Source organism: Halosimplex halobium (genome assembly GCF_051414055.1).
Classification (GTDB): Archaea; Halobacteriota; Halobacteria; order Halobacteriales; family Haloarculaceae; genus Halosimplex; species Halosimplex halobium.
The window spans coordinates 236,239-255,026 of the sequence record NZ_JBLKNX010000005.1 but is presented as its reverse complement, the minus strand read 5'-3'; the positions used below and the strand labels follow the sequence as shown (position 1 = coordinate 255,026).

Here is an 18,788-nt window from a genome sequence, read left to right as displayed (position 1 = left end):
CGGCCGTCGCGCGAGACGCGCTGCAGCGCGTCGACTCGCTAGCACGCGGCGGTCACCTCCCGCGTGGCGGCGACGCCGGGCCCGGAGACGACCTTGACCGACCGGGGTGCCGCGTCGAGGCCCGTCTCCTCGACCGTGAGGCGCTCGCCGGGGAGCCACAGGTCCGTCCCCGGCTCCGACCCGTTGGCGGTGCCGTCGACGACGGCCGCGCCCGCCCAGCCGGTCCGGTAGCCGTTGTCCAGCAGCAGGTCCGTGTCGCTCAGCAGGAGTTTCGTCGACCCGGTGTTGTTGACCGCGACGCGGACACCGCAGGGGTCCGAGAGCACGTCTACGCCCGTGATCGCGATGTCGGCCCCGGCGATCCGGTCGGCGCGGTCGGCCGCGGCGTCCCGGGCCTCGGCGACCCGCTCGCCGGCGTTGGAGACGCTGCCGTAGAACGCCGACAGGGCGACGAACAGCCCCAGCAGGACCACGACCAGCGAGCCGCTGACGGAGAAGCCCATCAGGCGACCACCTCCGTGCCCGAGACGCCGTCCTCGGTGGCGAGCTTGACGCGGCTGGGCGTGCTGCCCGTGGTGATCTCGACGGTGAGCTGTTCGCCCGGCAACCAGAGGTACGTCTCCTCGTCGCCGTCGACCGTGGCGTTCGCCCGCCAGTCGGTCTCGTATTCGTTGTCGACCAGGATGTCCGTCCGGTTGAGCGACAGCGCCGTCGAGCCGTCGTTGGTGGCCTCGACGGTGAGCGTCCCGTCGACGTACGTCGCGGCGAGGGTGATCGCCGTGTTCTGCTGGTCGAGCAGGCGGTCCGCCCGGTCGCTCCGGGCCTCCGAGACCCGCTCGAAGCTGTCGGAGGCGGCGCCGTGCCACATGCCGAAGGCGATGAGCAGGCCGGCGAACACCAGCGCCGCCGAGCCGCTAACGCTGAAGCCCATCGGTACCACCTCCCCGGGACCCCGCGAGTTTCGAGAGCGCGACGGACTCGGCGGCGTCGCCGTCGAGCTGGCTGATGTATCGCAGGCTCCGGGTGTGGTGGTCGATCGTGAGTCCGCCCTCGCCACCCGAGCCGTCGAACCCGCGCAGGTACGCCTGCAGGTCCTCGGCGACCGGCTCGGCCACCCAGTCGATCCGCTCGTAGTAGTCGATGGCCCGCGCCGTCTCGCGGACGCCCACCCGGTCGACGAGGTACTCCAGCCACTCGACGACGACGAGCTCGGCCGCCAGCCCCTCGGGCATCGTCGCCAGGTACGGCTTGCCGTCGGAATCGGCCGCCGCTCCGGCGGCCGCGTCCGCCGCGTCGCTCCCCGGCCGGGTGCCCGAGTCCGCCGCCGATTCCGGTTCCGTGTCCGTCGCGGGTTCCGGGTCCGTCGCGGGTTCCGGGTCCGTCGCGGGTTCCGTGTCCGTCGCGGGTTCCGGGTCCGGATCGGACTCCGGTTCCGGGTCCGATCCGGCCTCGGCCGGTTCAGACGCCGTCGTATCCGCCTCGTCGGCCGATTCGCCGTCGGTCTCGACGGCGTCGTCGACCCCGTCCATCCCGTCGTCCTCGATGACCTCGTCGAAGAGGTCGTCGTCGGCCATGTCGTCGCCCGACTCCTCGAGGAGGTCGTCGGCGTCGCCGAGGTCGTCGGCGAGTTCCTCGTCGCCGTCCTCCGCGTCCGCCTCGTCGTCTCCCTCCTCGAGTTCGTCGGCCCACTCGGCGTCACCGGACTCGTACTCGTCTTTCAGTTCCGCGAAGGACTTGCCGCCCTCCCCGTCGGATGCGTCGCTCATGTCGTCGCTCCCTCCGTCGTCGTCCGCGTCGAACTCGCCGTCCAGGTCGTCGTCGAAGTCGTCCATCCCGCCGAGGTCGTCGCCCTCGTCGAGCGCGCCGTCGTCGAACGTGCCGCCGTCGTCCTCGAACCCGCCGAGGTCGTCGCCGCCACCGCCGCCCATCACGTCGTCGACCCCGTCCTCCGGGGCGCCGTCGTCCTCGACCAGGTCCTCGTCGAAGAAGCCCTCGGCGTCGGCGTTGGCGATCTCGTCGTCCAGGTCCTCCTCGTCGTCGCCGTCGTCGCCGTCGTCGAACAGCCCGAAGTTGCCGCCACCGGCGCCCGCGCCGCCCATCCCCCCGGGCTCCATGTCGTCGGCGAAGGGGTTGACCCCGCGGGTGACCATCTCGTAGATGTCCAGCAGCTTCCGGACGTTCTCCTCGACGTCGTCGACCGTCTCGGCGATCTGCTCGTTCTCGTTGCGGACGGTGTTGACCGTCGAGGAGAGGCTGCCCACCTCCGTCTCCAGCTCGTCGAGGCGGTGTTCGAGCTCGTCGGTGTCGGCGCCGCCCTCGTCCATGTCGCCGAACTCGTCGTCGCCGAACTCGCCGAACTCGTCGTCGCCGTCGTCCTCGAGACCGCCGAAGCCGCCCAGCTCCTCGTCGTCACCCTCGTCGGCCATCAGCCCGCCGTCGGCCATGCTCTCGTCGTCCTCGTCGCTCCCGTCGCCGTCGCCGAAGATGTCGATCATCTGCCGGATACTCATCCCGACGAGGCCGCTGGTCAACACGACCAGCAGTCCGGGTAGGGCGTCCGACGCGCCCGGCAGGGCCGGGCCCAGCGACTGAGCGACGGGACTCATTACGTACGTAACTCCGCTCTAACGCCCTTCAATGTACCGTTTCTGATATCATTACTGATAACAGAGGAGTTAATTCCGGCCTAATAGCGTTGAATCAACGCCGGAGAGGCGGAAAGAAACGTCGGACGTAAATTTCGAGAAAGAAAGCGAGAAACGAGCGTGTTCCCTGAAGCCCCGGGCGCGCCCCCGTCGGACGCGCGTCGGACGTTCTCCCATCCTATCGCGTGGTCGTTCCCGTCTCACAGCGTGATCGGGTCGCGGTTCGCGCTCTTGACGACGAGGTCGCCGGACCCGGTCTCGAGTCGCAGCGAGCGGCCGTGGTCGCCGCCGACGTCCTCGCCGACGACGGGGATGTCGAACTCGGCGAGGGTCCGCCGGCCCCGCTCGACGTTGCGGGCGCCGATCCCCGAGCCGTTCTCGGAGAAGTCGAGCATGTCGCTGCCGCCGGCGAGCTTCGCCGTCATACGCTCGCGGTCGGCGCCCCGCCGCTCCATGTCGGCGACGAGCGCGCGGATCCCGGAGTCGGCGAACTTCGCCTCGTTGTCGCCCTCCATCTCGTCGATCGAGGGGAGCATGGCGTGGACGAGGCCGGCGACGCCCGCCGCCGGGTCGTACACCGCCACGCCGAGGCACGACCCGAGTCCGCTCGTCGTGAGGTGTGCCTCCCCGTCGGCGACCTTCGACTCGGCGATCCCGACTTTCACCCGCTCGGGCCGGGTCGCGGGCTCGCTCTCGGTCGTCGTCCCATCGTAGACTTTCATGTGTCAGAAGATCGTTTCCACGTCGGCTTCGGTCTCGTCCGCTCGTTCGACGAGTAGCTCGTCGAGCGCCTGCCGTAACTCCGTTTCGTTCGGGAGGGCGTGGATCTCGGCGCCGAAGGCGATGTCGTCGGTGCGCATCTCCGAGTCGATGATGAACGCGTGCTCCTGGTGCTGGCCGACCTGGGCGGCCAGCGGGTCGACGATCGCCCGGCCCATGTCGTGGACCAGCCGCGGGGGCGTGTGGTCGACCGAGGTCTGGAGCACGTTCGCCCAGCCGTCGACGAACCCCGAGGTCATGATGTTGCCCAGCTCCTCGATGGCGGCCTTGTGCTGGTCGGTCAGCTCGTCGGCGTCCATCTCGACCGGCATCATCGCCTCGGCGATGTGGACCGCCGACGCCTCGTCGAACAGCACGAGGAGGAAGCCGCTCGGGACGCCCGTGAACTCGACGACGGTCCCGACGTAGGTGTCCGTGCCGATCTGCTTGGGCACGTCCTCGATGGGCGCGAAGCTGAGCCGGGTGACCTCCGCCTCGGTCTCGATGCCGGTCATCATCTCGACGTTCTCGGCGGCCTGCCGGGTGCCGTCCTTGGTCATCTCGTTGAAGACCTCGAGCTTGTCGACCGGGATGGCGTCGTCCTCGGTGTCGGCGGTCCGGGCCATCACGTCCGCGAGCGGGTCGTACTCGGGGAACATGTAGATGTAGAAGCTCACCGACTCGTCGACCCACTCGATCTCGCTCTTGAAGACGAACACCTGGTCGCGCTCGGCGCCCTCCGGCGATTCGGGCAGCATCGCCGACCCGTCGCCGGTCACGTACTCGGGCGGGGAGTGCTCGATGGTCGTCTCCAGGAAGTCAGCCCAGCCGTCGATGAACCCGCTCATCATGATGTTGCCGATCTCCTCGACGCTGGAGCGGGCCATCGCTTCGTCGTCTGCACCGCCGGGCACCAGCGACTCGACGATCGTCTCGCTGCCGGCACGGTCGAACACGAGCGCCGTGTCGCCCGCGAGTTCCCCGTCGAAGGTGAACTGGACGCCGACGTACTCGCCGTCGGACAGTTGCTCGCCCACGTCCGCGCGGTCGACCAGCGTGATCTTCGTCACGTCGACGACGGCGTCGAGACCGGTCATCTGGCACAGCGAGGCGGTCGCCTGTTCGGCGCCCTCGTGAGCGAGGCGGTTGAACGTCCCGAGCGACTGGACGTCGACCTTCATGACGGGACGACGTCCTCGATGGCTTCCATGACGCTCGGTTTCTGGAACGGCTTCGTGATGTAGCCGTCCGCGCCGGCTCTGACCGCCTCCTTCATCTTCTCCTCCTGGCCGACGCTGGTACACATGATGACGTTCGCCTCGGGGTTGGCGGACTTGATCTCGTCGGTCGCCTCGATCCCGTCGCGGATCGGCATCACGATGTCCATCATCACGAGGTCCGGCTTCGCTTCCTTGTACGTCTCGACCGCCTCGACGCCGTTCTCCACCTCCCCGACGATGTTGTGGTCCTCCTCCAGAATCTCCCGCAGCAGGTTTCGCATGAACTCCGAGTCGTCGGCTATCAATACGTCTGACATGGGCCTAACACTCCACGTGTACTGTGAAACGGGAGATAAAGGCTTCCCGTAAATTATCGGGATTGATAGCACCCGGCGACGGTCGACCCGACGGCGGTCGGGCGGTCCGACCCCGGCGGGCACCCGGTGGGGGGCCGTTCAGATCCGGAATCCGTCCTCGTCACCGACGGCGGCGATGAGGTCCGCGATCGAGTCGTCCGGGGAGAGCTCGGTCGATTCGAGCAGCCGCCGGAGGCTGCTCGGCGGGTAGCGGACGGGGACGTTGGCCTCCATGAGCAGGATCCCCAGCACCTCCTCGACGGGTGTCTTGCCGTCGATCTGCTGGGCGTACCACAGGACGAGGCTCTCGAAGATCGTCACCACGTCGTTCGAGACCATCTGTCGCTGGCGGGTCGCCCCGTCGAACGTCGCCGTGATGTCGAAGCCGTACCGCGACCCGGAGTCGTCGAACCGGGTCGCGAGGAACTCGTGGACGGCCTCCTCGGTCAGCTCCGGCGTCGGCTCGGCGGCCGGTTCCGGTGCCGGTTCGGGGCTCGACTCGGTCGACGACCCCTCGTCGACCGACGGTACGTCCCCGATGGGGTCGCCCGGGGAGACGACGTAGCGGCCGTCGTCGATCTCGGCGACGTGCTCGTCGTCGGTGATGTCGAGCTCGTCGGGCGAGAGGATGGGACCGTCGTCCCCGTCGATCGGTTCGTCGTCGCCCTTGGCCATACGCTACTGTCCGCGATAAAAGGGTTTAGTTCCGTCGAATATCCGCTATTCGACAGGTTTAGAGCTGGACAGCTTCGGCGCCCGAGATCGTCTCGGGGACGGTCAGCTGTTCGCTCGTGGTCGCACCGGACTTGGTGGTGATCTTGACGTTGATGGACGCGCCTTCGGGGACCTGGTCGCCGAAGAACGTCTCGCCGTCACCACTGGCCGCACCGGACGTGGACTTCATACGGGTCGCGTCGTCCAGCGACATGTCGTCGTCGACCGCCACGTCGTCGTGGCCGATGTCGAAGACCATCACCATCCGGTCGTCAGGGTCGTTGAGGACGGGGTGGGAACTGTCGGCGTCCTTGAAGGGGACGATCCCGAAGTGGCCGTCCGCACCGGCCGCGTCGACGCTGGAGTTGACCAGATTGTACGTGCCCGAGGGGCCGACCCACTGGACGGTCGCGTTCTCGAGGTCGATGTTACTCGCTCCCGGGGACTTCTTGACCGTGAGGTTCACGATACCGACCGACGCGTCACTGAGGTTCGACCCCGTCGCCGCCGAGACCTGCAGCCGGTTGGTGACCTGCTGTCCGGACTGCTGGCCCGTCTCTTCGGATTTCGTCTGCAGGAAGCCCGCAGTGTTGATCAGTACGCCCGCCGCGATCGCCGCCACCAGGACCATCGCGATGAACACGATGAGGGTCCCGATACCGACCTGCCCGCGGTCTCGTTCGTTGCGTTCGTTGTCTAGCATGGGATTCTCCGCCCGGGAGCCGTTCGCCGCCCCGGACTCTACTCCGAGGATTCTACGCTTCCATATTAAGGGTGTCTACCCAATTATCGATATTAAAATCGGAGGCTACCGGAACGAGGGTCGTTTTCAGCGAGGAAAAACACGACACAGATAGTTTAAAACCGGTGTTTTACGGACATCGTGGAGCATTTCACCAGGCGAAGTGAAATCTAGTATTACTTGAAAATATGATAACGCTACCGCCGTCCCCTCACTCGTAGGTGACCAGACTGTACATGACGAAGAGGTACCCGAAGGTCGTCAGCCCGCTGTTGACGAGCAACAGCGACCGCGGGCCCGCGAAGCCGGTCAGGAAGGCGCTGATCATCGTCGCGGCGGCGCCGGCCACCGCCAGCGAGAACCCCAGCGAGAGGTGGAGCATCGCCTGTCGGGACGTCTGCACGTACGCGCGCATCGCCATGCCCACCATCGTCAGCCCGGCGACGACGAAGACGAGCGTCGACACGGCGTAGAGTAGTTCGATCACTGTGACCACGTTGACTCGGGGTTCTCGACACCCCGTATTAAATCCACTCTCGAAAATATCCCTCGTGATAACAGGGGTGAAGGGAGGGGCCCCGCGGTCGCAGACCCCAGCCGACCGGGCGACGACACGCGGGCAGGGGCGCCCCCGGGTCGCGCGTACGCGCGGACTAGCCCTCTGAGAGCGTGCGCCAGGCCTCGTCGAGCTTGTTCGTGACCTCGGTCCGCTCCTCGACCTCGACGGTCAGCGACTCCTCGAAGTCGATGTGGACCTGATCGACGTTGCGACGGTACACCTTGATGCGTCGCCGGTCGTCCGAGAGGATGTTGTCGTGGAGTTCGAGCAGGTCGTGCTCGGTCAACTCGTCGATCCGGCGATAACAGGTGGCGATCGGGATCCCGAGCTCGTCGCTCAGTTCCTGGGCGGACTGGGGCTCGTCGGTCGCGTCCAGGATCTCTGCGCTGTATTTGTTCCCCAGGGTCTGGAGGATCTCGGCTGAAGCCATCCGTTATCAAAACGTATATTCACCGGAGTATAAATCTATCGCTGCCAGTACCAGCCGCTTACCGGAGCGTAAGCGGGAGGGCGGATCCGGCCCGAACGGCTGCGAGACTGTTCATCGGGCGCGTTTTCGGAAGTAATAACCGATTACGCTCGTGAGAACGGGGCGGTTCAGAGCGGGTTGTCGTCCTCGCTCATCATCGAGAACGCGCTGGCGTTCTGGTGGACGCGGATCCCGCCCTGGGAGATCTCCATCGGGAAGATGTCGGTCTCGATGTCCTGTTTGCGCATCTTCGCCACCCAGACGTAGCGGTTGACGCCCGACTCCGTCGGCGTCTGGATCAGGTAGATGTTCCCGTCGGTGAGGTAGTTCTCCAGCCCGATCTCCGTCTCCGGGAAGACCGCGCCCTGCTCGTTGGTCATCAGCGTCGTCAGGTCGTTCTGGCTCAGGATGTCCGTGAACTTCAGGAGGTAGGTGCGTTTCTCCTGTTCGGTCTCGAAGAACAGCTCGAACATCGCCAGCGAGTCGAGGACGACCCGGTCGTAGTCGTTGTCCTCGAAGTCGTCGAGCAGTAGTTCCAGCGACGACGAGAAGTCGTTCTCGCGCAGCAGCACCTTCTTGTCGTAGATCTTGATGTCGCCGTTCTCGACGTGTTCGCTCCAGTTCTCGAAACCGATCGACTCGGCGGCCTCCCGCAGGTCCTCCTCGTCCTCCTCGAAGGTCAGGTAGATGCCCTTCTCGTCGAACTTTTCGACGCCGTTGTAAATGAACTGCAGACAGAGGATGCTCTTGCCCGCCCCGGGGTTCCCGCTCACCAGGGTCGTCGAATTCTTGACAATACCACCGTTCAGGATCTCGTCCAACCCGTCGATTCCGGTTTTCGTTAGTTCGATCATGTCTTCCGTGGATCCTCGCGGCGCTCGGCTGGTGGAGCATCCGGTGTCTGTGGTAAAAAGTCTTGTTCATGCGATCAGTTGGCGGGCGGGGCAGACAGGGCCGGTCGGGCGGGACCAGTACGGTCCGCTTACCGGAGCGCCGGGGCTGACGACGCGGGCGCCGCCCCCGTCAGCCCGAGTGGACGGCCTTCGGGTCGACCCAGATGACGAACCCGTCGTCGCGCTTGACGACGCCGCGGATGGCGTCGGTGTCCCGCGAGGGGGAGTCGTCGACGTCCGAGCCGTCGACCCGGACGACCTGGTAGACCTCGTCGACCAGCCAGCCGGCAGCGCCCCCGTCGTCGACGATCGCGGGGTCGAAGACGATGATCCGTCGCTCGGCCCCGTCGCCGTCGATGCCGAAGACGACCTTCGGGTCGACGATCGACGTCGTGCGCCCGCGCAGGTCCATCACGCCGCGGACGTGCGGCGGCGAGTTCGGGACCGTCGTCACCTCGCCGGCGTCGACGATCTCGGTGACGTAGTCGATGCTCACGCAGTAGGTCTCCGCGCCCAGCGAGAACTCCAGCACCTGTCCGTCCGTCGCCGCCGGGGCCGCGCCCTGAGTGCCTGATGCCATGTGTACCCGTTGCCCGAAAGAGCCCGCGACGGCGACTTAAGGGTGTCTCCCGGGTTATCATCGCTGATACGGCGGGCGGAGTCTTTATCCCGGCGCTACCGCCACACGTGAGTAGGTATGGTGCCGGCTCCGGCTGGGTTCCGGCGACGCCGTTCGGGCCGCGCCCGAGCCGTCACCGGGGGCTCGACATGGTAGGTTCGCCACGCGCGGTAGTCGCCGACGACTCGCATTTCATGCGGAGCGTCATCTCCGACATCCTTGAGGAGGGCGGCATCGACGTGGTGGCTCAGGCGAAACACGGCCGGGAGGCCGTCGAGGCGGTCGTCGAAACCGACCCCGACGTGGTGACGATGGACGTGGAGATGCCCGAGATGAACGGCATCGAGGCGACCGAGCGCATCATGTCGACCAGGCCGACCCCGATCCTGATGCTCTCGGCTCACACCGACGAGAACGCCGACGTGACCTTCGAGGCCCTGGAGAAGGGCGCCGTCGACTTCTTCCGCAAACCCGGCGGCGAGGTGTCGATGGAGATGTCCCGCCTGCAGGACCAGCTTGTCGAGGTCGTCGAGTCCGTCGCGGCCGTCGACCCGACCGACTCCTCGGACGTGGCCTCGGCCCGGACCGCCGGGTCGGGGGTGGATACCGGCGGCGTCGACCCCGACGGAGCGGCCGGGACGGGGACGACCGGCCCCGATACGGGGACCGCGACGACGGAGTACGTCGACAACCCGACCGTCGTCGTCGGCTCCTCGACCGGCGGGCCGACCGTCGTCGAGCAGGTCCTCTCGGACCTGCCACTGGCGGCGGACCTGCGCGTGCTGGTGGTCCAGCACATGCCGAGCGGGTTCACCGGCCGGTTCGCCGAGCGCCTGGACGCCCGCAGCGAGTACGACGTGCAGGAGGCGGCGGACGGCGCCCGGATCGGCGGCGGCGAGGCGCTCATCGCCGCCGGCGACTACCACATGGAAGTGACCGGTTACCGGCGCGGTCGCGTCCGGGTCGGGCTCACGCAGGACCCGCCGGTCAACAACGTCAGGCCGGCGGTCGACGTGACCATGGAGACGGCGGCCGAGCGGATCACGGACCCCCTCGCCGGCGTCATCCTGACCGGGATGGGCGAGGACGGCGCGGCCGGCATCCGCGCCATCCACGAGGCGGGCGGTTACACCGTCGCCCAGGACGAGGCCACGTCGGCCGTCTTCGGGATGCCCAAGCGGGCGATCGAGACCGGCTGCGTGGACGGCGTGGCGCCGGTCAACGACGTTGCGGCGGCGGTACTCGACGCATTCGAGGTGACCTAAATGGACGACCAGTATCTTGACGCGTTTATCCGCGAGAGTGAGGAAGCGATCACCGACCTGAACAACTCGTTGCTCGACCTGGAGTCCGACCCGGACGACCAGGCCGCGATGGACCAGATCTTCCGGACGGCCCACACGCTGAAGGGCAACTTCGGCGCCATGGGCTTCGAGGACGCCAGCGACCTGGCCCACGCCATCGAGGACCTGCTCGACGCGATGCGCCAGGACGAGATGGCGGTCACCCCCGAGCGGATGGACCTCATCTTCGCCGGCGTGGACATGATCGAGGCCATCGTGCGCGAGATCGAGGCCGAGGGCGAGTCGACGACAGACACGACGGAGATGGTCGCGCAACTCCGGGCCGTCCTCGAGGAGAGCGACTTCGACGCCGAGTCCGGCGAGGCGCCCGACGCTGCGGCCGGTGGCGCCGCAGGCGGTGCCGCCGGGACTGCCGCGGGCGACGACGGGACAGCCACCGAGGGGGCCGACGGGGCCGCCGTCGAGAACTTCGACGTGTCGGCCGACGACGCCGAGGGGCGTGTCGTCCGCGCGGACGTGTCGGTCGGCGAGGGCGACATGCTCGGCGTCGACGCGATGCTCGCCGTCGACCGGATCACCGACGCGTTCGACCTGCTCGACGCCGACCCCGACTGCGAGGCCATCGAGGACGGCGAGTTCGAGGAGACCTTCGCGCTCGCGCTCGACGCGCCCGACGCCGACGCCGCCGCGGCCGAACTGGACGCCATCGGTGCCGTCGACGACGCCGACGTGACCGACGTGACCGACGCCCTGAGCGACGCCGGCTCCGACGCGGGCGCCGCCGGTTCCGGAACCGCGGGGGACGCCGAGGCCGGCGAGGCCGGACCCGCCGGTGACGCGCCGCAGGCGGCCTCGGGTGGCGACGAGGGAGCCTCCGTCGACGAGATCAAGTCCGTCCGGGTCGACGTGGACCAGCTGGACGACCTGCACGGGCTGGTCGAGCAGCTGGTCACCAGCCGCATCAAGCTCCGGCGGGCCGTCGAGACCGACGACCTGGCGGGCGCCTCCGAGAACCTCAACGAGCTCGACAAGATCACCGCGAACCTCCAGAACACGGTGATGGACATGCGGCTCATCCCGCTGAAGAAGGTCGTCGGCAAGTTCCCGCGGATGGTCCGGGACCTCTCCCGGGAGCTCGACAAGGACGTGGAGTTTACCATCGAGGGCGAGGACATCGAGCTCGACCGGACGATCCTCACCGAGATCTCCGACCCCCTGATGCACATCATCCGCAACTCGCTGGACCACGGGATCGAACCGCCCGAGGAGCGCGAGCGGAAGGGCAAGCCCCGGACGGGCCAGGTCGAGCTGCGCGCCTCCCGGGAACGCGACCACGTCATCATCGAGGTCGAGGACGACGGCGCCGGCCTCGACGTGGAGGGCATCAAGCGCAAGGCCATCGAGAAGGGCGTGCGCTCCTCCGACGAGATCGAGGCGATGAGCGACTCGGCGGTGTACGACCTGATCTTCCACCCCGGCTTCTCGACGGCCGACGAGGTGACCGACACCAGCGGCCGCGGCGTCGGCATGGACGTGGTCCACGACACGGTCACGCAACTGGACGGCTCGGTCAGCGTCGACTCCGAACCGGGCGAGGGGACGACCGTCTCCCTGCGCCTGCCGGTGACGATGGCCATCGTCAAGGTGCTGTTCGTCGAGGTCGGCGACGAGGAGTACGGCGTCCCGCTGAAGAACGTCGACGAGATCACCCGAACGACAGAGGTCAAACAGATCAACGGCAACGACGTCATCAAACACAACGACGACATCTACCCCGTGATCGACCTCGCCGAGCGCTTCGACGTGCCCGGGACGCACGCGACCGCCGAGACCGACGGGACCGAGACGGCCGCCACCGACGGCGGCGAGCCGACCGAAGAAGCCGATGGGGGCGCCCACGCGTCCGGCGGGAGCGAGGAGTCGACGGCACCCGGCGACGGAGCCGCCGCGGCGGCCGCGGGTGCCGGCAGCGACGCGATGGCGGGGGCCGTCGGCACGGGCGGGGACGAGGGGATGCTCGTCCGCATTCGGGAGTCCGAGCGCCAGGTCGCGCTGCGCTGCGACGCCGTGAATAGCCAGGAGGAGGTCGTCGTCAAGCCGCTGGAAGGGATCCTCAGCGGGACGCCCGGCCTCAGCGGGACCGCGGTGCTGGGCGACGGGAACATCGTCCACATCCTCGACGTGGTGACGCTTTGATGCTACTGGGACACGCAGGAACCGACATGACCGAACGCACGGGGGACGCCGGACCGACGATGCGAAGCCGACGGCGAACGCCGACCGACCGACGGACGGCGACAACCGACCGGCGGACGACGCTGACCGGCGGGGGGCGACCATGAGACAGGAGCGCGACCAGGCGTTCGACGAGCTGCTGAGCTACATCGAGCGCGAACTCGACTTCGAGTCGGGCTTCTACAACGACGCCTACCTCGACCGGCGGATCAACGCACGGATGCGCCGCACCGACGCCGACGACTATCGCGCCTACCAGCGGCTACTGGAGGACGACGACGGCGAGCGCGAGCAGTTGCTCGACTCGCTGTCGATCAACGTCACCGGCTTCTTCCGCAACCCCGAGGCCTGGGAGTCGCTGCGGGCGGTGCTGCGCGACCTCACCGCCGAACAGCGCCGCGTCTCGGTCTGGAGCGCCCCCTGCGCGGACGGCCGCGAGCCGTACTCGATCGCGATGCTCGCGCTCGACGACGACGAGATCGACGCCCGCCGGGTCGAGATCCTCGGCACGGACATCAACCGCGAGATCCTCCGGACCGCCCGCCGGGGCCGCTACGAGACCTCCCAGACGACGGACATCGAGGCGGAACTCGAACCGCTCTCGGCCTACGAGCCGTACGTCGACCGAGAGGGCGACGTGTTCACCGTCACCGACCGCGTGGCCGACCTCGTGGAGTTCGAGCGCCACGACCTCATCCGCGGCCCTGAGAAAGGCGAGTTCGACCTCGTCTGCTGCCGGAACCTGCTCATCTACATCGATGCCGACTACAAGGTCCCCATCTTCGAGACGATCACCGGGTCGCTCTCCGAGGCGGGCTACCTGATGATCGGGATGACCGAGACCCTGCCCGCGGAGTTCCGCGACCGCTACGACCCGGTCGAGAAGAAACACCGCATCTACAGACGCGCCTGATGTCACTCTACCAGCTCGAACGGAACGGCGACGTGCAGGAGCTCATCGGCGTGATGCGCCGCAGCGACAACCCGGAGCTGCGCGCCCGCGCCGCCGAGCTGCTGGGCAACTTCGACGACCACGACGACCGCGCGGACGTGGTCAACGCCCTGGTGAGCGTCGCCGAGGCCGACGACAGCGCCGCGGTGACCGCCGCCGCGGTCGACTCGCTCGACCAGCTGGGCGGCGACGCCATCGAGCGGCTGATCGCGGAGATGGCCGGGATCGACATGGGCGAGGGGGCCGACTGGATGAAGGCCCAGGCGTTCGCGAAGGCGCTGGACGCCGCCGTCCCGGAGCTGCGGATGGCCGCCGCCAACGGGCTGGGCGCGCTCGAACAGGCCGACGCCGTCCCGAAGCTCGTCGAGCGGTTCGACGACCCCGACCCGCGGGTCCGGGCGCGGGCCGCCCGCGCCTGTGGACAGATCGCCGACTCCCGTGCGACCGACGGGCTGGAGGGGCTGCTGACGGACTCGAACTCGAAGGTCCGCCGGGAGGCCGCCGAGGCGCTCGGCAACGTCGGCAACCGACAGGCGCTCTCGGCGCTGCTCCCGCTGTACGAGGACGGCGACGAGCGGGTCCGCCGGGTGGCCGTCGGCGCGTTCGGCAACTTCCCGAACGCCCAGCCCGTCGAGTACCTCGTCGCCTCGCTGACCGACGACGCCCCCGCGGTGCGACGCACCGCCGTCTACTCGCTGGTCGAGTTGCTCGCCAACGTGCCCACGGATCAGAGCCACGAGATCCGCGAGACCGTCGTCGAGCAGCTGAGCGAGACCGACGACCGCAACGTCGTCGTCCCGCTCGTCGAGATACTGGAGGAGAGCCAGCAGGCCGCCCAGCAGCGCAACACGGCGTGGCTGCTGGGCCGGGTCACCGAGGCCGAGGAGCGCGAGCGGGTCGTCGACGCGCTGGTCGAGGCGCTGGCCGCCGACGACCGGATGACGGGCCAGTTCGCGGCCACCAGCCTCGCCGAACTCGGCGGCGAAGCCGTCGAGGACCGCCTGCTCGATCTGGTCGACGACAGCGACGCCCCGGAGGAGGCGCGCGCCCAGGCCGTGTTCACCCTCGGCAAGGTCGGCGGCGAGCGCGCGCGCCAGCGCATCGACGCGTTGCTCGACGAGACGGAGTCCGAGGAGATCCGCAAGCGGGCCTTCTCGGCCATCTCGAAGCTGGGTGGTCGCGGATGAACGGCACCCGTCGACGCGCCCCGCCCGCCGTCCGGTCCGGCTCTGACGCGTCCGCCGCGGGAGGTGTCCCCCCGTGAGCGACGAGCGCCCGCTGGCGGACACCCAGGGTCGGTTCGTGCAAGTCGTCAGGGACGGGCGGAAGGTCAACGACCTGGAGTGGCTGAGCGGGCGCATCCTCCTCTCGAACCGGCGGCTCGTCCTCGCCAGCAACGAGGGCAAACGGCAGATCGCCCTGGGGAAGGTCAGCACGGTCAAGAACCGCAAGAACGCCGAGGGGGCGATGGCCGCCGTCTCGGGCTACTTCTCGATCCAGACCGGCGCGGACGTGTTCCTGGTCGCGCCGGCGGACGCCGACACCTTCGAGGAGCACCTCTACACGGCGCTGCTGGACGGCGAGGTCGTCCTCGTCAAACACCCGGCGGTCGAGGGCGGCGTCGTGCAGGACACGGAGTGGGAGAAAGGACGGATCAACGTCGAGTCCGACACGGTGGGGCTGGGCGTCGCCAGCGGCCAGTTCGTCGAGGTCGAACTCGTCGACGTGGGCGGGGTCACCGTCAGGGACGGGACGGTCCGCGGCGACGAGCGCCGCGTCCTGGAAGTCGAACACACCGACGAGGCGGACACCAGCGTCCAGACGTACGTCTCCGGGACGACCCGCCACGTCGCCATCCTCGAATCGCTCGTCCGCCAGGGGGAGCTCCAGAACGCGACGGACGCCGACCTCGACCAGACGGAGATGGAGGTCCTGATGGCCCTCTACTCGGGCGTCTCGCCGTTCGAGATCCCGGAGTTCGTCGGCATGGAGGTCGAGGAGGTCGAGGCCGTCTTCGACCGGCTCGTCGAGGAGGGCATCCTCCGCGAGAAACGCGTCCGCCGCGACGTGCGCCTGAAGGCCCGCGGGCGCAACATCGCCAGCGACGTGATCGGCGACCAGTAGCGACACCGCGCGGGCGCGGCGGGGCGTCGCGGGCGGCGCGGCGCAGACTGCGGTCAGAACCGGACTACAGCGGCGTCCCGCCGCGCTCGCCGTCGTCGCCGGTCGCCGCGGCGCCCAGGAGGTCGGCGACGGGTTCGCCGTACTCGTAGCCGGGGACGACGCCCTCGACGTAGGTCCCCTCGACGTACTCGACGAACGTCTTCGCGATCTTGACCCCGCGGGCGGCGTCGCCGTAGCCGAACTCGTAGGTGACGGTGACGGTCCCGTCGGCGGTCGCCACGTCGAACCCGTCGAGTTCGACGGAGGCGCGCGTGGCCATCGGTGCGTCTTCGAGTCGGCGTTCGAGCGTGTCGAGCCACCCCGACTGGACGGCCTCGCCCACCTCGCCGTCCTCGGTGGCGGCCCGGAGCGTCGGCACGTCGACGCGCACCCGGAAGTCGGTCGCGTAGTCGTCGCGCCCGCTCGCCGTCACCTCGGTGTCGAAGACGGTCGTCGTCACGCGGTAGCCCCCGTTGGCGGCCGCGAACGCGTCGTGGGCCTCGAAGGCCTCGCGCGCCTCGGCCGGCGTGTCGTCGGTCATCACCCAGGGTTGGGCGCTCGCCGACAAAAGACCGTTGTGTCGCGTCGCCCGTGTCCGCGAGGCACAGCGAACACTTATACAAGCAGATATCCAATATACACGCATATACAATGCCGGTCGAGTTCGACGAGTACTCCGAATCCGATGGCTACGCGGGTTCGATCGAGCCAGGGTCGAACAGCTACGAGATCCTCTCGTTTCTAGCGGAGCATCCGAAACAGGGGTTCACTCCGACCGAGATCCACGAACACGTCGATATCCCGATGGGGAGCATCGGGCCGACGCTCCAGCGTCTCGAAGAGCGCGAGCTCGTTCGACATAAGGGACCGTACTGGGCCATCGCTCGCGACGACCGCATCGGGGGCTTCGAGGCGACGCAGCGGAGTCTCGAAGCGATCGCTGACGTAGACGACGAGTGGGGCGACGTCGACTGGGAAGAGGAAGCGGTCGACGAATCCGAGATCGAATCCTGGAGAGCGTCACAGCGCTCCGATGAGTAGCACGCACCTTCGGCGCGAAGTCGTCACTCACCCGGCGATCTTCGAACCGTACAACCGCCCCTACGTGATCGTGAGCGAAACGCCGAATCCCGAGTATCCGGACCAACACATCGCGGTCGGGATCTCTACGAACGACGCCACGGACAGTATACCGATCGGCGAGAACGACTGGCAAGTCGGGAGTCTCAGCAAGGAGAGCTATATCCTTCCCAGATACCCGACAGTTATTTCCGAACGGAACACCGCCCAGACGGTCGGTGCGCTGACCCCGGATATTGTCGACGAAGCTGCGCGGTCGCTAGCTCGGACCGTTGGAGTCGATCTGGAGTGACAGTCGAAGAATCCGGCCCCGTCGAGATCATCGAGTGAAGGCGCTGGCTGCTCGACGAGGCATCCGAAAGGAGCGAGACCGCTCGATGAGGGCGGACGCGTAGATAGCTGGAACCGGTACACGCCGTGCAGTTTCTCGATCCAATCGAATGCGAGCGGGCTGTGGTCGACCCTGATTCATGGGTGTCTCGGCCAGGAAAACCACTCGAGTACGCCGGGAAGAGAGTGCAAGGGGTGGGATTCGAACCGGAGCGAGACGTTCCTGCTCGCGTCGCTGCGCGGGCTGCGACTCGCAGGGTTCGAATCCACGATGCACTCGCCGCTCGCGGTTTGCGAGCGACAGAGTGCGAGGGGTGGGATTCGAACCGAAATCAGACGTGCTCGCTCACGCCGTTCGCTGCGCGCGACTGATAGGCTTCGAATCCCACGCGGATTCACACGGCCCTCGCGTCCGCTCGGGCCGGTTCATGCGAGGGGTGGGATTCGAACCCACGGACCCCTTCGGGAGCGGGTCTTAAGCCCGCCGCCTTTGGCCTAGCTCAGCCACCCTCGCGCGTTCGTCCGTCGCCCCTCCGGCGGAATAGCGGTTACGGTCCGGTCGCGCCGCTTGCGAATTGCGGCCGTCGAGCGGAAGAGAACTGTTCGGAGGGCGCGCCAGCGGGGTCTCAGACCTCGACGTGGATGTCGGTGAACGGGACCCGGACCATCAGGACGCGGGTCACCGGGCGGCGGCGCAGGCGGACCCGGACGATCACGGCCGTCAGCGCCCACGAGACCGCCGCGAGCGCGGCCGCCAGCGCCGCGACGCCTGGGTACATGACCACGAGCGCGCCGACGGCGACCGCGAGCGACATCGCCAGCGAGACCAGGAGGGTGCGCGCCAGACTGTACTGCGTCGGCAGGCCGGCCGAAGCGACCAGGGGACCAGTTCGTCTCATCGCGTCCGATGCTACGCCGGCCGTCCCCTTAATGGTAATCTGAAATACATTTCTGTAGGCGAGGCTACTGAACTCAGTTTCACGAGAGGGGTTGACACGGTCGGTCCACAGCGCGTCCGGGCGGTCACAGGAGCTGTCGGGTGGATCGCCCGGGGGACGCGACCGCCGTCGGGTCGACCGGCCGAACGACCTGTCATACGGATTATATATTCCGGGATCGACCGCACGACTGCGTGCGGTCGACCCGGTAAACGCTCCCAATAAACCGTATCAGTCCCGGGCGTGTTCGGTGGTTTCGGTGATGTCGTAGGCGTAGAACTGCTCGGGTTCGGGGAAGAAGTCGGCGGGGTCGTCGTGGTGGACGGTGCCCAGTTCCGTCCCGTCGAGGGTCCTGAGGTGGGTGTACATCTCGTCGCGCTCGACGGCGGTGCGGACGAGGCCGGCCGAGAACCGCATGTCGTAGGAGCCGGCGACGAACAGGACGCGTTCCTCGTCGTGGTCGATGCACTCGGTCACGACGAAGACGAACCCGCCGCTCTCCAGCTGGTAGACGCCCGTCTCCTCGAACGTCGACCGCTCGACGTACGCCTCGACGTCCTCGGCGAAGTTGTCCGGGACGACGTGGGAGAGCCCCCACGTGTCGTCGTCGCCCATCGACGGCGAGAGCGTCGTCGTGTCCCCCGCGGGGACGGCGAGCGTCTCGTAGCCCTGGTCCTCGCGGTCGTCGGCCATCGCCTGCATGTCCTCGAGCGCCCGCTGCCAGTTGGTCTTGAGCTCCTCGCTGTGGTCGGCGACGACCTCCTTCCGGTCGACGTCGTCCGGGCCGTCGGCGTGGTGGGGCATACTCCA

The 18,788-nt window shown here is 67.9% G+C and carries 22 protein-coding genes and 1 tRNA gene; 7 read left to right on the top strand and 16 right to left on the bottom strand.

All coding sequences use genetic code 11. From position 1 onward, the window contains the following. Positions 1-38 precede the first annotated feature (38 nt). The 12 genes from arlF (ACMGFG_RS07840) to ACMGFG_RS07785 form a co-directional block, all read right to left on the bottom strand. The gene (arlF, locus tag ACMGFG_RS07840) at positions 39-503 is read right to left on the bottom strand and encodes an archaellum stator protein ArlF (RefSeq protein ID WP_436929777.1); all 465 of its coding nucleotides are present in this window, start codon (positions 501-503) and stop codon (positions 39-41) included. Then, positions 503-931, bottom strand: a complete 429-nt coding sequence (gene arlF, locus ACMGFG_RS07835; RefSeq protein ID WP_436929776.1) for an archaellum stator protein ArlF — start codon at positions 929-931, stop codon at positions 503-505. The genes arlF (ACMGFG_RS07840) and arlF (ACMGFG_RS07835) overlap by 1 nt, the downstream gene beginning before the upstream one ends. After that, the gene (locus tag ACMGFG_RS07830) at positions 915-2,606 is read right to left on the bottom strand and encodes a FlaD/FlaE family flagellar protein (RefSeq protein ID WP_436929775.1); all 1,692 of its coding nucleotides are present in this window, start codon (positions 2,604-2,606) and stop codon (positions 915-917) included. Before ACMGFG_RS07830 ends, arlF (ACMGFG_RS07835) begins: the two co-directional genes overlap by 17 nt. 239 nt (positions 2,607-2,845) lie before the next feature. Continuing rightward, complete coding sequence (locus tag ACMGFG_RS07825; protein WP_436929774.1) at positions 2,846-3,367, bottom strand: chemotaxis protein CheD; 522 nt, start codon at positions 3,365-3,367, stop codon at positions 2,846-2,848. Between the two features lie 3 nt (positions 3,368-3,370). Further along, complete coding sequence (locus tag ACMGFG_RS07820) at positions 3,371-4,585, bottom strand: chemotaxis protein CheC (protein WP_436929773.1); 1,215 nt, start codon at positions 4,583-4,585, stop codon at positions 3,371-3,373. After that, positions 4,582-4,941, bottom strand: coding sequence for a chemotaxis protein CheY (cheY, locus tag ACMGFG_RS07815; protein WP_436929772.1), 360 nt, complete (start codon positions 4,939-4,941; stop codon positions 4,582-4,584). Before cheY ends, ACMGFG_RS07820 begins: the two co-directional genes overlap by 4 nt. A gap of 138 nt (positions 4,942-5,079) precedes the next feature. Then, the gene (locus ACMGFG_RS07810; RefSeq protein ID WP_436929771.1) at positions 5,080-5,655 is read right to left on the bottom strand and encodes a DUF7500 family protein; all 576 of its coding nucleotides are present in this window, start codon (positions 5,653-5,655) and stop codon (positions 5,080-5,082) included. Between the two features lie 58 nt (positions 5,656-5,713). Beyond that, complete coding sequence (locus ACMGFG_RS07805) at positions 5,714-6,397, bottom strand: flagellin (RefSeq protein ID WP_436929770.1); 684 nt, start codon at positions 6,395-6,397, stop codon at positions 5,714-5,716. Positions 6,398-6,647: 250 nt separating this feature from the next. Next, positions 6,648-6,923, bottom strand: coding sequence for a DUF7521 family protein (locus ACMGFG_RS07800; protein ID WP_436929805.1), 276 nt, complete (start codon positions 6,921-6,923; stop codon positions 6,648-6,650). Positions 6,924-7,089: 166 nt separating this feature from the next. Continuing rightward, a complete protein-coding gene (locus tag ACMGFG_RS07795) occupies positions 7,090-7,425 on the bottom strand; it encodes an ArsR/SmtB family transcription factor (protein ID WP_135362731.1) in 336 nt (111 codons plus the stop codon). A gap of 167 nt (positions 7,426-7,592) precedes the next feature. Further along, the gene (locus tag ACMGFG_RS07790) at positions 7,593-8,318 is read right to left on the bottom strand and encodes an RAD55 family ATPase (protein ID WP_436929769.1); all 726 of its coding nucleotides are present in this window, start codon (positions 8,316-8,318) and stop codon (positions 7,593-7,595) included. Positions 8,319-8,487: 169 nt separating this feature from the next. Further along, positions 8,488-8,937, bottom strand: a complete 450-nt coding sequence (locus ACMGFG_RS07785; RefSeq protein ID WP_436929768.1) for a chemotaxis protein CheW — start codon at positions 8,935-8,937, stop codon at positions 8,488-8,490. A 188-nt stretch (positions 8,938-9,125) separates the two neighbouring features. Here ACMGFG_RS07785 and cheB point away from each other — a divergent pair, with 188 nt between their 5' ends. The 5 genes from cheB (at position 9,126) to ACMGFG_RS07755 (ending at position 15,591) form a co-directional block, all read left to right on the top strand. Next, a complete protein-coding gene (gene cheB / locus ACMGFG_RS07780; protein ID WP_436929767.1) occupies positions 9,126-10,241 on the top strand; it encodes a chemotaxis-specific protein-glutamate methyltransferase CheB in 1,116 nt (371 codons plus the stop codon). Continuing rightward, positions 10,242-12,476 (top strand): ATP-binding protein, encoded by a 2,235-nt coding sequence (locus ACMGFG_RS07775; RefSeq protein ID WP_495849349.1) that lies wholly within the window; start codon positions 10,242-10,244, stop codon positions 12,474-12,476. Between the two features lie 142 nt (positions 12,477-12,618). Then, on the top strand, positions 12,619-13,428 hold the full coding sequence (locus ACMGFG_RS07765; protein ID WP_436929766.1) for a CheR family methyltransferase: 810 nt from the start codon (positions 12,619-12,621) through the stop codon (positions 13,426-13,428). Beyond that, positions 13,428-14,654 (top strand): HEAT repeat domain-containing protein, encoded by a 1,227-nt coding sequence (locus tag ACMGFG_RS07760; RefSeq protein ID WP_436929765.1) that lies wholly within the window; start codon positions 13,428-13,430, stop codon positions 14,652-14,654. Before ACMGFG_RS07765 ends, ACMGFG_RS07760 begins: the two co-directional genes overlap by 1 nt. Before the next feature lie 73 nt (positions 14,655-14,727). After that, positions 14,728-15,591, top strand: coding sequence for a CheF family chemotaxis protein (locus ACMGFG_RS07755; protein WP_436929764.1), 864 nt, complete (start codon positions 14,728-14,730; stop codon positions 15,589-15,591). 64 nt (positions 15,592-15,655) lie between these two features. On the opposite strand, the gene ACMGFG_RS07750 is transcribed toward ACMGFG_RS07755, so the two are convergent. After that, entirely contained in the window at positions 15,656-16,171 is a 516-nt protein-coding gene (locus ACMGFG_RS07750) for a DUF5813 family protein (RefSeq protein WP_436929763.1), read from the bottom strand. A gap of 110 nt (positions 16,172-16,281) precedes the next feature. Between ACMGFG_RS07750 and ACMGFG_RS07745 the strand changes: the two genes are divergently transcribed. Together ACMGFG_RS07745 and ACMGFG_RS07740 are read left to right on the top strand one after the other, a co-directional pair. After that, the gene (locus tag ACMGFG_RS07745; protein ID WP_436929762.1) at positions 16,282-16,671 is read left to right on the top strand and encodes a winged helix DNA-binding protein; all 390 of its coding nucleotides are present in this window, start codon (positions 16,282-16,284) and stop codon (positions 16,669-16,671) included. Further along, positions 16,664-17,002, top strand: coding sequence for a hypothetical protein (locus ACMGFG_RS07740; protein ID WP_436929761.1), 339 nt, complete (start codon positions 16,664-16,666; stop codon positions 17,000-17,002). The genes ACMGFG_RS07745 and ACMGFG_RS07740 overlap by 8 nt, the downstream gene beginning before the upstream one ends. Before the next feature lie 467 nt (positions 17,003-17,469). Here the strand turns inward: ACMGFG_RS07740 and ACMGFG_RS07735 are convergent. From ACMGFG_RS07735 to ACMGFG_RS07725, 3 genes are all read right to left on the bottom strand, one after another. Continuing rightward, a tRNA-Leu gene (locus ACMGFG_RS07735) sits at positions 17,470-17,554 on the bottom strand. A gap of 112 nt (positions 17,555-17,666) precedes the next feature. Next, positions 17,667-17,939, bottom strand: a complete 273-nt coding sequence (locus tag ACMGFG_RS07730) for a hypothetical protein (protein WP_436929760.1) — start codon at positions 17,937-17,939, stop codon at positions 17,667-17,669. Between the two features lie 270 nt (positions 17,940-18,209). Beyond that, positions 18,210-18,782 (bottom strand): DUF7529 family protein, encoded by a 573-nt coding sequence (locus tag ACMGFG_RS07725; protein WP_436929759.1) that lies wholly within the window; start codon positions 18,780-18,782, stop codon positions 18,210-18,212. Positions 18,783-18,788 lie beyond the last annotated feature (6 nt).